Below are 12,430 nucleotides of genomic sequence, written 5' to 3'. Positions count from 1 at the left end.
CATGAACACGACGACCTTCACCATCGGCCAGCCCAACACTGTCTCGATCATCTTCTTTTTCCTGTTCGTGGCCGCCACCCTGGTCATCACCTATTTCGCGGCCAAAAAATCGAAAACAGCCTCTGACTTCTACGCCGCCGGGCGTTCGGTCACGGGGTTCCAGAACGGCCTGGCCCTGGCGGGCGACTATATGTCCGCCGCGTCCTTCCTGGGCATCGCGGGCTTGGTGGCCCTCAAGGGCTATGACGGGCTGATCTACTCCATCGGCTTCCTCGTCGGGTGGCCGCTCATCATGTTCCTCATCGCGGAGCCTCTGCGCAACCTGGGCAAGTACACCTTCGCGGACGTGGTGGCCTACCGCCTGCGCCAGAAGCCCATCCGCGTGGCGGCCTCCTGCGGCTCGCTCATGACGGTGGCCTTCTACCTCATCGCCCAGATGGTGGGTTCGGGGTCGCTCGTGAACCTGATGTTCGGCCTGCCCTACGAGTGGGCCATCATCATCGTGGGCGTGGTGATGATCATGTACGTGCTCTTCGGCGGCATGCTCGCCACCACCTGGGTGCAGATCATCAAGGCCGTGCTGCTTTTGGGCGGAGCCTCCGTGATGGTCTTCATGGTGCTCTCCAAGTTCGGGTTCGACCCCTCCGAGCTGCTGGCCGAGGCCTCGCGCCGCTACGGGCAGAAGGTGCTGGAGCCGGGCGGCCTGGTCTCCAACCCCTGGGACGCCGTGTCCCTGGGCGTGGCGCTCATGTTCGGCACCGCCGGGCTGCCGCACATCCTGATGCGCTTCTACACCGTGCCCGACGCCGAACAGGCCCGCAAAAGCGTGTTCTACGCCACGGGCTTCATCTCCTACTTCTACATCCTGACCTTCATCATCGGCTTCGGCGCCATGGTGCTGGTGGGGCAGGACGTGATCTCCAAGCTGGACAAGGGCGGCAACATGGCCGCGCTGCTGCTGGCCGAGACCACGGGCGGCACCATGTTCCTGGGCTTCATCGCGGCGGTGGCCTTCGCCACCATCCTGGCCGTGGTGGCGGGCCTGACCCTGGCCGGTGCGGCCACCTTCTCCCACGACCTCTACGTGAACGTGTTCAAGAGCGGCAAAACCACCGAGGAGCAGGAAGTGCGCATGGCCAAGCGGGCAACCGTGGCCCTGGGCGTGGTGGCCATGGCCCTGGGCATCGCCTTCAAGGGCCAGAACGTGGCCTTCATGGTGGGCCTGGCCTTCGCAATCGCGGCCAGCGGCAACTTCCCGGCGCTGCTGCTCTCCATCCTCTGGCGGGGCATGTCCACCACCGGGGCCACGGCCAGCATCGTAGTGGGCTCCGTGACGGCGGTGGTCCTGATCGTGATCTCGCCCACGGTCTGGGTGGACATCTTCCACTTCCAGCAGGCCATCTTCCCCTGGAAGAACCCGGCGCTCATCTCCATGCCCCTGGCCTTCGCGGCAGGCTGGCTGGGATCGGTGCTGGCTCCCGAGCCGGACGCCACCCGGCTCTATGAAGACCAGAAAGTGCGCAACTACCTGGGGGTGGGCGTGGAATGACGGAAAGCGACGAGGGATTCCTGGGCCTGAAGGTCGGCAGCCTTGCGCTCAAGGCTCCGGTCTTCGCCCAGCCGGGGACGACGCTCGGGGAGGCGGCGCGCGCCATGCGCGCCGCCCGCCTGAGCGCTTGCCTTGTGGGCACGCCTCAGGCCGTGCAGGGCATCCTCACCGAGCGCGACATCGTCTGGGCCGTGGCCGACGGGGTATCGCCCGAGGCCTCGGCCGGAGCGCTCATGACCGAGGGGCTCGTGAGCGTGGGCAGCGAGGAGCTGGTCTCCGAGGCCTTCCTGCTCATGATCCGCCACAACATTCGCCGCCTGGGCGTCACGGACGCGGGCGGCGACGTGGTCGCCCTGCTGGAGGAGCGCGACCTCCTGGCCGCCCGGCTGGAGAGCCCCGTGGCGCTCTGCGCGGCCATCGCCCGGGCGCAGGGGCCGGAGGAGCTCGCCCGGGCGGCCCAGGCCCTGGGGGCGCTGCTGCCGCGCTGGCTGACCCAGGGCGCGGGCGTGGCCCGGGCCGGGGCGCTGGCCGCCGCCGTGCGCGACCAGCTCTTCACCCGCGCGGCCGAGCTGGCCCTTGAGGGAGGCGGGCATCCCGGCCCGTTCGCCCTGGTGGCCCTGGGCAGCGAGGGCCGGCGGGAGCAGTTCCTCTCCACGGACCAGGACAACGCCCTGGTGCTGGGCGCGAGCACGGACGAGGCCTTGGCCGAGGGCTTCGCCATACGGCTCATGGGCATTCTGGAGCAGGCCGGGCTGCCGCCCTGCCAGCACGGCGTCACGGCGGACCACGCGGCCTGGCGCATGCCCCTGCCCGCCTGGAGCAAGCACCTGGAGGCCCTGGGGCGCGACCTCGGGCCGGACGCGGTGCTGGCCCTCTCCCTGCTGGCGGACGCCCGGCACATCCTGGGCGAGCGCGCGCTCAGCGCGGGCCTGCGCGCGGCCCTGCGCGAGAGCGTGGCGGGCAACTCCCGGGCCTTGCGCTACATGGCGCGGGAGGCCGTGCGCTTCGAGCCGCCGCTCTCCATCTTCGGGGCGCTCGTCACCGAGCGGGGCGGGCCGGAGCACGGCGGGCTCGACATCAAGCGCGGCGGCATCTTCCCCCTGACCCAGGGCGCGCGCGTGCTGGACCTGGACCTGCCGCAGGGCAGGGAACCCCAGGGCACGGATAGTGCATCCCGCCTGGGCAGGGCCGCGCGGGCCGGGGTCATCGGGGAGGAAACCGCCGGCGACTTGACCCAGGCCTTGGAGTTCATGCAAGAGCTCAGATTGCGCTTCCAGGCCATGGCCCTGGCCACGGGCCGCGAGCCGGGCAACCACGTGCGCCCGGAGCTGCTCTCCGGGCTGGAGCGCGCGCGGCTCAAGGAGTGCTTCAAGGCAGTGGCCGCCTTCCAGGCGATTCTCTCCAACCGTTACGCACTGCACCTGCTCACATGATTATAGAAGACATCGTCGCCTTTCTGCGGGAGTGCCCGCCCCTTTCCTTCCTGGAACCGGGGCGGGTTTTGGAACTGGCGAGCGTGGCCGCCGTGGACTTCTATCCGGCCGGGACGCTCATCCTGGGGCAGAAAGGGGCCGGGGCCGGGTACGTGCTCGCGGTCAAGAAGGGGCTGGTGCTCTGCGACGGGCACCAGTTCGGCGAGGGCGAGATTTTCGGCCCTGACGGCAGGGCCGAGGCCCTCGAGGACTGCGTGTGCTGCCTGCTGCCGCCGGAGGCCGTGCTCCGGGCCGTGGAAGGCAGGCCCGAGCTGGAGGACTTCCTGTCCGGGCGCTTGAGCGAGGCCGTGCTGGAGCTGGGCATGGCCGGCATGGTGCGCGGCATCCCGGCCTGGGTCGAGGGGCGGCCCCTGGCCGCGGTCCACGTGGCCGAGGTGGTGCGGCGCTGCGAGGGGGTGCCGGAGAACTTGTCCATCGAGGACGTGGCCAGGGTCATGGGGCGTCAGGATAGTGACGCGGCCGTGGTCCTGGACGAGGGGGGCATCCCCTGCGGCATCGTCACCGACAAGGACTTCAGGGCCAAGGCCGTGGCCAAGGGCCTGGGGCCGCGCACCCCGGTGCGCGAAGTGATGACCTCCCCCGTGGTCTCCCTGGACGGCGAGGCCAGCTGCTTCGAGGCCTTCATGGCCATGACCCGCCACCACATCCGCCACGTGGTGGTCATGGAGGGCAGGCTGGCCCTGGGCGTACTCTCCGCGCAGGAGCTCATGCTGCGCCGGGTGGGCTCGCCCCCGGCCCTGGCCGCGCTGGCCGCGGGGGCCGCCGACCTGCAGGACCTGGCCCGGGCCGCCGCAGGGCTGGACAGGCTGGCCCTGACGCTCCTGCGCGAAGGCGCGGGGGCCGCCAGCCTGGGCCGCATGGTCGGCGGGGTGCGCGAGGCCCTGGTCTCGCGGGCCTGCCAGCTCGGCGAGGATTTCCTTGGGCCGCCCCCCGGCGGCTATTGCCTGATGGTGTTCGGGCGGGCCGCCCGGAGGGAAGGCCCGGCCCTGTGCCCCATGTGGCACGCCCTGATCCACGAGGAGGGGCCCGAGATGGCGCGCTGGGCCGCGCAGCTGGGTCAATGGCTGGGTCGGGCCTTGGAGTCCGCCCAGATGGCCGGGGGGCCCAGGGCTCCCGGAGCCTCCAACGAGGCCTGGCGCGGCACGCTGAAGGACTGGCGCGAAAGGATGACCTCCTGGATGCGCCACGGCCCCGCCAGCAAGGACTGGCTCGATTTCCGGCCCGTGCACGGCCTGGCCTGGATGGCCGAGGCCCTGCGCGCGCAGATGCTCTCCCTGGCGGCCGGGTCCAACGCGGCCCCGCCGGGCCCCTCCTACGAGGGCGCGCCCCTGGTGGAGCGCCTGGTTGAGCTGACCCGGAGCCTGTCGCTCCGGGCCAACGTGTCCCGAATTTCAAGCGTGGAGAGGGCTCAGGCCCTGGAGGCCCTGGGCTGGGCCAGGCCGGGCCTCTCGCAGTCTCTGGAGTACCTGACGGCCTGGCAGTGGGTGGGGGAGCCCGCGCGGCGCAGCCCCCTGGACCGCGCCCTGGAGCGCATGTGCCGCACGGCGGCGGGAGGGTAGGCTATGAGCTGGTGGCCTTGGTCCAACCGGGAATCCGGGCGCATGGCGGACGAGACGGCCTTCGTGGTCTTCGACCTGGAGACCGGAGGGCTGGACCCCTCGCGCGACGACATCCTCTCCATCGGGGCGGTGCGCATGCGCGGGGGCCGGATCGAGGCCGGGGGCGCGTTCTCGGCCCTGGTGCGCCCCGCCCGGGCCAAACCCAGCACGGAGAGCGTGCGCGTGCACCTGCTCACCCCGGCCCAACTGGCTGACCAGCCGCCCCTGGCCGAAGCCCTGCCCCGCTTCCTGGACTTCTGCGGCGACGCGGTGCTGGTCGGCTGGCACGTGGGCCTGGACATGGCCTTCCTCAAGGCTTGGGCCAAACGGCTCAAACTGCCCAAGGCCCCGGAGCGCTGCCTGGACGTGCTGGGGCTCTACCTCTCCATCCGGGGCGGGCGCGGCTCCCAACTGCTGGAGGAGCTGCCCCTCAAGGACGCCACCCTCTACTCCGTGGCCCGGGCCCTGGGCATTCCGCCGCGCGGCGCGCACGACGCCCTGGGCGATGCCTACCTCACGGCCCAGGTGCTGCAACGATTCCTTTCCATCATGCGCGTGAGCAGGCAGGGCGAGCCGCTGCCCCTGGAAACCGTGCTCAGGCTGGGCGCGCCCGGCGGGGCCCAGGCCCCCCAACCGGCTTTCTGACGCCGCTCACCGCCGCATGCAGGCCGCTTGCCTGAAAGGCGGATGTAATTTCACCGGGACTCGTATAACCGACTGACCATCATACATACGCAAGGAGCCCGTTCATGACCGACAACATCGAATCTCTGCTCCACGAGAACCGCGTCTTCAATCCGCCCGTGGGCGGCCACCAGGGCAGGGCACATATCAAGAGCCTCGACGAATACCGCGCAGTATACAAACGCTCCATCGAGGACCCCGAGGGCTACTGGGGCGACCGCGCCAAGGAGTTGCTGACCTGGTACGAACCGTTCGGCAAGGTCATGGACTGCGACTTCGAGGCCGCCCGCTTCGAGTGGTTCAAGGGCGGCAAGCTCAACGTGGCCTACAACTGCCTGGAGCGCCACCTGGCCGGCCCGCGCCGCAACAAGGCGGCCATCATCTGGCAGGGCGACCGCCCCGAGGACGTGCGCGTGCTCACCTATCAGATGCTCGCCGACGAGGTGAACCGCTTCGCCAACGTGCTCAAGGGCCTGGGCGTGCAGAAGGGCGACCGCGTGGCCCTCTACCTGGGCATGGTGCCGGAGCTGGCCGTGGCCATGCTGGCCTGCGCCAAGATCGGCGCGCCCCACTCCATCGTGTTCGCGGGCTTCTCCGCCCACTCCCTGCGCGACCGCATCAACGACTGCCAGGCCAAGGTGCTGGTCTGCGGCGACGCCGTGCGCCGCGCGGGCAAGGCCATCGGGCTCAAGGGCAACGTGGACGAGGCCCTCAAGGAATGCCCCAGCATCCAGAAGGTGGTGGTGCACAACTCCGCCGGGACACCCATCAACATGGAGGAGGGCCGCGACGTCTGGTGGCACGACGCCATGAGCGCCCCCGGCGTGAACGCCCCCTGCCCCTACGAGCCCATGGACTCCGAGGACGTGCTCTTCATCCTCTACACCTCCGGCTCCACGGGCAAGCCCAAGGGCGTGTTCCACACCTCCGGCGGCTACCTGACCTACGCCGCGCACACCACCCAGCTCGTGTTCGACATCCAGGAGGAGGACGTCCACTGGTGCACGGCGGACATCGGCTGGGTCACGGGCCACAGCTACATCGTCTACGGCCCCCTGGCCCTGGGCGCATCCTCGGTGATGTTCGAGGGCGTGCCCACCTGGCCCGGCCCTGACCGCTTCTGGGCCACGGTGGAGAAGTTCAAGGTGAACATCTTCTACACCGCGCCCACGGCCATCCGCGCGCTCATGCGCGAAGGCGTGAAGTGGACCCAGGGGCACGACCTCTCGTCGCTGCGCATCCTGGGCTCCGTGGGCGAGCCCATCAACCCCGAAGCCTGGATCTGGTACCACGACAACATCGGCGGCGGCAGGCTGCCCATCGTGGACACCTGGTGGCAGACCGAGACGGGCGGCCTGATGATCTCCCCGCTGCCCTACGCCACCCCGCTCAAGCCGGGCTCCGCCACGCTGCCCCTGCCCGGCATCCTGCCCAAGGTGGTGGACAAGGACGGCAAGGAGGTCTGCTGCGGCCAGGGCGGCTTCCTGATTCAGGCCATGCCGTGGCCCGGCATGCTGCGCGGCGTCTGGGGCGACCCGGTGCGCTTCAAGAACCAGTATTTCAGCGCCTTCCCCGGTGTCTACGAGACCGGCGACGGCGCGCGCATGGACGCAGACGGCTACGTGTGGATCATGGGCCGCGTGGACGACGTGGTGAACGTCTCGGGCCACCGCATGGGCACCGCCGAGATCGAGTCCGCCCTGGTGGCGCACCCCGACGTGGCCGAGGCCGCCGTGGTGGGCATGCCCCACGACATCAAGGGCCAGGCCATCTACGCCTACATCACCCTCAAGGAGGGCGTGGAGGCCACGGACGAGTTGCTGGCCGCGCTCAAGAAGCACGTGCGCGCCGAGATCGGGCCCATCGCCACCCCGGACGTCATCCAGTTCGCCCAGGGCCTGCCCAAGACCCGCTCGGGCAAGATCATGCGCCGCATCCTGCGCAAGATCGCCGAGGGCGAGATCGGGCAGTTGGGCGACACCTCCACCCTGGCCGATCCCGGCGTGGTCACGGACCTCATCGAGGGCAAGAGCAAGCTGTTCGGCTAGGCATCCGCCGCATCGCCGTATTCCAGGGCGGCCCCTCGTGGGCCGCCCTTTACTTTCGCCGCGAAGCGATGCAGTTTGAACAAAATTAGCATGTTGCCCCAACTGTACGCGCACTGGAGGGACTCGGCATGGCTTCTTCCGTCTTTGGCAGACTCGCCGATTCCCGGCTCACCATCAAGTTCCTCTCCATCTCGGTCTATTCCACAGCCATATTCGCCCTGCTGCTCTTCGGGCTCGTGCTCCCCAGAATGGAGAGCGAGCTTATCGAGATCAACAAGGAGAACCTCCACAACCTGGTGGGCTCCGTTACCTCCCTCATCAAGGACTACGACGCCCAGGTGAAGCGCGGCGAGATGGACCTGGGCGAGGCCAAGCGCAGGGCCACGGCCCGCATCAAGGGCATGCGCTACGGCAACAACGACTACTTCTGGATCAACGACCTCACCACCCCGGTGCCGCGCATGGTCATGCACCCCACGGTGCCCGCCCTGGATGGCAAGGTGCTGGACGACCCCAAGTTCGCCTGCGCCACGTCCGCCCAGAGGGGGCTCAAGGGCGAGCTCGTCCCCGTGGCCGGGGGCAAGGGCAACCTGTTTTCCGAACTGCTGCGCGCCGCCAGCGACACCGGCGACGGCTTCATCACCTATTCCTGGCCCCGGCCCACGCAAAACGGCGTGAGCAGCGGGGTGTGGCCCAAGCTCTCCTACGGCGTCATCGTCAAGGATTGGGGCTGGCTCATCGGCTCCGGCGTCTACATCGACGACATCAAGGCCAAGGTGAACCAGCTGCGCCTGTGGTGCGGCCTGGGCCTGGGCGCGGTGTTCGTGGCCGGGCTTCTGCTGACCCTCTGGCTCACCAGGACTTTCGTGGGCCGCCAGGTGGACGCCCTGGCACGCTACTCCGTGGACGTGGCCGGGGGGGATCTGGCGGCCACGGTGCCGCCGGTGGCCTTCCACGCCGAGCTGCGCGTGCTGCGCGACGCCATGCGCGCCATGGTGGAGCGCCTGCGCGAGAGCCTGGCCCTGGCCGAGGACAAGACCCGCGAAGCCGGGGAGCAGGCCCGCCAGGCCGGTGAGCAGACAGGCATCGCCCGGGAGGCTTTGGAACGGGCCGAGAACGCCCGGCGCGAGGGCGAGCAGGCCGCGGCCTCGGCCATGGGCCACACGGCCCAGAGCATCGGCGGCGTGGTGGAGGAGCTCTGCGTGGGCCTCACCCAGACCGCCCAGGGCGCGCAGGAGCAGCGCAAGCGCGTGGAGGGCACCTCCCGCGAGGTGCAGGCCATGAACGCCTCCCTGACGCACGTGTCGCGCCTGGTCGAGGAGGTCGCCGGGCTCGCCGAAGACGCCAGCGGCAAGGCCAGGGCGGGCGCGGGCGTGGTGGAGCGCTCCGTGGAGGCCATCGAGGCGGTGGACGCCCAGGCCAGGGCGCTGGCGGCCTCCATGCACGAGCTGGGCGCGCAGAGCCAGTCCATCGGAGCCATCCTGACCACCATCGCGGACATCGCCGACCAGACCAACCTGCTGGCCCTCAACGCCGCAATCGAGGCCGCGCGCGCGGGCGATGCGGGCAGGGGCTTCGCGGTGGTGGCCGACGAGGTGCGCAAGCTGGCCGAGAAGACCATGACCGCCACCCAGGAGGTCAACCGCTCGGTGCACGCCATCCAGGAGGGCGCCAAGCGCAACGTGGAGCGCATGGACGAGGCCGTGCGGGCCATCTCCCTGGCCACGGGCCTCTCGCGCGAGTCGGGGGAGGTCTTCGCCTCCATCGTGGACATCGTGGGCCGCTCCGCCGGGCAGACCGCCGCTATCTCAGGCGACGCGCGCAACCAGGCCCAGGCCATGGAGCAGGTGGCCCAGGCAGTTGAGGCCGTCTCCAGCCTGGCGGAGGAGATAGCGGCCAACACCGCGCGCTCCCAGCGGGTGGTGGAGCGCCTGGAGCAGGAGCAGGCCGCCCTGGGCCGGATCATCGCCGGGTACGGGCAGGACGGCGCGCCAAAAGCTTTGGGGGGCGGGCGTTGAACGTATCCGACTTGAGGCTGTGGCGCGCGCCCGGCCTTGACGGGGTGGACCTGTTGCGGGCCAGCCGCTGCGACACGCGCTACGCCAGGCATTTCCACGACGGCTACGCGGTTGGCGCGCTGGTCGAGGGGGCGCTGGGCTTCCGCTACCTCGGGCGCGACTGCATGGCCCGCGCCGGGGAGGTGAACATGGTGGCCCCGGGCGAGGTGCACGACGGCTGGCCCGGCACGCCCCAGGGCTGGAGCTACCGCATGTTCTACCTCGAACCCCGTGCCGTGGCCGCCGTGGCCGCGCAACTGGGCGGCAAGCCGGGCCAGCTGCCGGATTTCGGGGCCGGGGTGCTGCGCGACCCCGAACTGGCGGCGGCCTTGTGCGCCCTGCACCGCGACCTGGACCAGGGCCAGACCACCTTGCTGGAGCGCCAGAGCAGGCTGGTGAACGTGCTCGGGGCCTGGATCGCGCGCCACGCCGACGGGAGGAGGGACAGGCTCCCCCGGCGCGAGCCGGGGGCCGTGCGCGCCGTGAAGGACATCCTGCGCGAGCGCTTCGCCGAATCCGTCCCTCTGGAGGAGCTGGCCCAGGCCACGGGCCTCTCCGGCTTCCACCTCAACCGGGTGTTCCGGCAGTCCGTGGGGCTTGCGCCCCATGAATACCAGGTGCAACTGCGCGTGAACCGCGCCCGCGCCCTGCTTGAGCGCGGCGAGATCGCGGCCCAGGCCGCCCTGGATTCCGGCTTCGCGGACCAGAGCCACCTCAACCGCCATTTCCGGCGCATCCTGGGCCTGACCCCCGGGGCCTACCGCAAGATCGTTCAAGACCGCTGAGGCCGCCGCATGGCAGGGCACGCCTCCAGAAGTTCCCTGGAGGTTTCCCATGCCGTCTTCCGTTTCCGCCGACATCCTCTCCGCCGCTTCTTCCGGTGAAGCCGCGCCTGCAGGAGCAGCCATGCGCCCGCGCTTCCCGCTGCTCTCCATGTGCCTGGCCATGCTCCTGGTTGGGGCCACGGCCCCGCTGGGCGAGGTGGCCCTGCGCGGCATGGCTCTCCCTCAGGTTCTGGCCGTGCGCCTGGTGCTGGCCTGGGCCGTGCTGCGCGCGCTGAGCCCTGGGAGCGGGGCCGTCCCGCGCCTGGAGCCGCGCCACTGGGCCGTGCTGGCGCTGCAGGCCCTGTGCGGGGTGGTGGTCTTCAACGCCTGCCTCTGGCTGGGCATGGAAGGCGGCGGGGCCGCCGCCGCGGGCGTGTTCACCAGCGCCACCCCGGCCGTGATGGTCCTGCTCGGGGTGATCCTGTTCAGGGAGCGACCCGGATTGCGCGCGCTCGGGGGCGTGGCCCTCTGCGTGGCTGGCGTGCTGGCCGCCAGGAACGTGTTCGGCGTCGGCCCCGACTCGGGCGCTGGCTGGTCCCCCTCCGGTTCCGACGCACTGCTCCTGGCGGCAGTGGCCGGAGAGTCCGTGTTCCTGCTGGCCCTCAAGTGGCTGCCCGCCTGGCTCACCCCTTTGGAGGCCGCCCTCCGCATCACCATGCTGGGCTTCTTCATGGTGCTGCCCTGGGCGCTCTGGACCCTTGACCCTTCAGCCGCGCTCGTGGCCGGGCCCGGGGCCTGGCTGGCCGTGGCCGCCCTGGGTGTGCTGGTCACCGCCGGGGGCTACGTGTTCTGGTTCAGGGGCGTGGGCAGCGCCAGCGCGAGCCAGGCCGCCGTCATCACGGGGCTCATGCCAGTGAGCGCGGTGTTCTCCAGTTGGCTCCTCTCAGGGGCCGCGCCTACGGCCGGGCAGGCGCTGGGGTGTCTGGCGGTGGGCCTTGGCATCTGGCTTTCGGCGGGAAAATGATGAAAAATGCATTTTCTTGGCCCCATGTGACGTGCGTCACAGCTTGGGGGTTCACCCGGGCCTATATGGTGGCCAACCGACGAAGGGAGGAAGACAGATGAAAACGATTCGTAAGATCGTGCAGATAGACGAGGAACTGTGCAACGGCTGCGGCGAGTGCCTGCCCAACTGCGCCGAGGGCGCCATCAGCATCATCGACGGCAAGGCCAGGCTCAAGGCCGACAAGCTCTGCGACGGGCTGGGCGCGTGTCTGGGCCACTGCCCCATGGGCGCGCTCAAGGTCATCGAGCGCGAGGCCGACGAGTTCGACGAGGACGCCGTGCACCACGAACTGGAGGCCATGAAGGCCGCCGAGCAGCCCAAGCCCGCGCCCAAGCTGGGTTGCGGCTGCCCCGGCTCCAACATGATGACCATGAACCGCGCGCCGCAGGCCGCCGCCCCCGCCACGCCCGCCGCTCCGGGCTTCGCCAAGGCCGAACAGGCATCGCAGCTGGGCCACTGGCCCGTGAAGCTCAGGCTCGTCCCGGCGGACGCCCCCTTCCTGCGCGGGGCCGAGGTCGTCATCGCCGCCGACTGCGCCCCCGTGGCCCTGCCGGACTTCAACAGCCGCCTGGGCGGAAAGGTCGTCATGATCGCATGCCCCAAGTTCGACGATCCCCAGCCCTACATGCAGAAGCTGGTGGCCATGTTCAGGGGCGCGGGGCTCAAGAGGGTCCAGGTGGTGCGCATGGAAGTGCCCTGCTGCACCGGGCTGTCCTCCCTGGTGCACCAGGCCGCCGAATTGGCCGGGACAAATGTGCCTGTGGAGGACCTGATCGTCACCCGCGAAGGCAAGCTGGTGGTTGGCCAGTCCGCCGGATTGATGAAGCAGATGTTTTAGGGAGTTGGCGGACGGCCTTGTCCCAAACTGATGCACGAAGGGGAAGGGGCCTCCGGCGGCCAAGGGGCTGCGCCCCTTGGAACCCCATTCAGCTTCGCGTCTTGAGCGCTAGATTTTCGAACTGATGGAATGTTGAAAGACCCCTCCTGGGCCGTACCGGCCCAGGAGGGGTCTTTTTGTTGGGAATTCAGGGCATGATTCCGTGTTTCAGTGTCCCCAACCTGGTTCAACAGAACACGATTCAGATTCCTCAAGCCAACGCGATAACCAAATTGCCTCCGTTGGGCGCTCCGTGGGCGGAAGCCATTCGACATTCTTCAAATATGTCTGATG

Annotated in this window: 9 protein-coding genes; all 9 read left to right on the top strand. The window is 69.8% G+C overall.

Annotated features, from left to right (window positions below; all coding sequences use genetic code 11):
• Position 1 precedes the first annotated feature (1 nt).
• Entirely contained in the window at positions 2–1,549 is a 1,548-nt protein-coding gene (actP, locus tag MLE27_RS13215) for a cation/acetate symporter ActP (RefSeq protein WP_243312555.1), read from the top strand.
• Complete coding sequence (locus MLE27_RS13210) at positions 1,546–2,982, top strand: putative nucleotidyltransferase substrate binding domain-containing protein (RefSeq protein ID WP_243312554.1); 1,437 nt, start codon at positions 1,546–1,548, stop codon at positions 2,980–2,982. Before actP ends, MLE27_RS13210 begins: the two co-directional genes overlap by 4 nt.
• Entirely contained in the window at positions 2,979–4,601 is a 1,623-nt protein-coding gene (locus tag MLE27_RS13205; RefSeq protein ID WP_243312553.1) for a DUF294 nucleotidyltransferase-like domain-containing protein, read from the top strand. The genes MLE27_RS13210 and MLE27_RS13205 overlap by 4 nt, the downstream gene beginning before the upstream one ends.
• A 3-nt stretch (positions 4,602–4,604) precedes the next feature.
• A complete protein-coding gene (locus tag MLE27_RS13200) occupies positions 4,605–5,285 on the top strand; it encodes a 3'-5' exonuclease (RefSeq protein ID WP_243312552.1) in 681 nt (226 codons plus the stop codon).
• Between the two features lie 104 nt (positions 5,286–5,389).
• On the top strand, positions 5,390–7,372 hold the full coding sequence (gene acs, locus MLE27_RS13195) for an acetate--CoA ligase (protein ID WP_243312551.1): 1,983 nt from the start codon (positions 5,390–5,392) through the stop codon (positions 7,370–7,372).
• Between the two features lie 128 nt (positions 7,373–7,500).
• Entirely contained in the window at positions 7,501–9,390 is a 1,890-nt protein-coding gene (locus tag MLE27_RS13190) for a methyl-accepting chemotaxis protein (protein ID WP_243312550.1), read from the top strand.
• Positions 9,387–10,214, top strand: coding sequence for an AraC family transcriptional regulator (locus tag MLE27_RS13185; RefSeq protein ID WP_243312549.1), 828 nt, complete (start codon positions 9,387–9,389; stop codon positions 10,212–10,214). Before MLE27_RS13190 ends, MLE27_RS13185 begins: the two co-directional genes overlap by 4 nt.
• A 49-nt stretch (positions 10,215–10,263) precedes the next feature.
• Positions 10,264–11,217: a DMT family transporter gene (locus tag MLE27_RS13180; RefSeq protein ID WP_243312548.1), complete on the top strand. Its 954-nt coding sequence runs from the start codon at positions 10,264–10,266 to the stop codon at positions 11,215–11,217.
• A gap of 97 nt (positions 11,218–11,314) precedes the next feature.
• Positions 11,315–12,097, top strand: coding sequence for an ATP-binding protein (locus MLE27_RS13175; protein ID WP_243312547.1), 783 nt, complete (start codon positions 11,315–11,317; stop codon positions 12,095–12,097).
• The last annotated feature ends 333 nt before the right edge of the window (positions 12,098–12,430 follow it).

The sequence above is a fragment of the Fundidesulfovibrio agrisoli genome (assembly GCF_022808715.1).
Lineage (GTDB): Bacteria > Desulfobacterota > Desulfovibrionia > Desulfovibrionales > Desulfovibrionaceae > Fundidesulfovibrio > Fundidesulfovibrio agrisoli.
This window is presented reverse-complemented; position numbering and strand designations above follow the sequence as displayed.

Bases quoted from the DNA above. Each gene is read 5' to 3' on its own strand.
- actP (WP_243312555.1), top strand. From the start codon at position 2: ATGAACACGACGACCTTCACCATCGGCCAGCCCAACACTGTCTCGATC.
- MLE27_RS13190 (WP_243312550.1), top strand. From the start codon at position 7,501: ATGGCTTCTTCCGTCTTTGGCAGACTCGCCGATTCCCGGCTCACCATC.
- MLE27_RS13205 (WP_243312553.1), top strand. From the start codon at position 2,979: ATGATTATAGAAGACATCGTCGCCTTTCTGCGGGAGTGCCCGCCCCTT.
- acs (WP_243312551.1), top strand. From the start codon at position 5,390: ATGACCGACAACATCGAATCTCTGCTCCACGAGAACCGCGTCTTCAAT.
- MLE27_RS13180 (WP_243312548.1), top strand. From the start codon at position 10,264: ATGCCGTCTTCCGTTTCCGCCGACATCCTCTCCGCCGCTTCTTCCGGT.
- MLE27_RS13210 (WP_243312554.1), top strand. From the start codon at position 1,546: ATGACGGAAAGCGACGAGGGATTCCTGGGCCTGAAGGTCGGCAGCCTT.
- MLE27_RS13175 (WP_243312547.1), top strand. From the start codon at position 11,315: ATGAAAACGATTCGTAAGATCGTGCAGATAGACGAGGAACTGTGCAAC.
- MLE27_RS13200 (WP_243312552.1), top strand. From the start codon at position 4,605: ATGAGCTGGTGGCCTTGGTCCAACCGGGAATCCGGGCGCATGGCGGAC.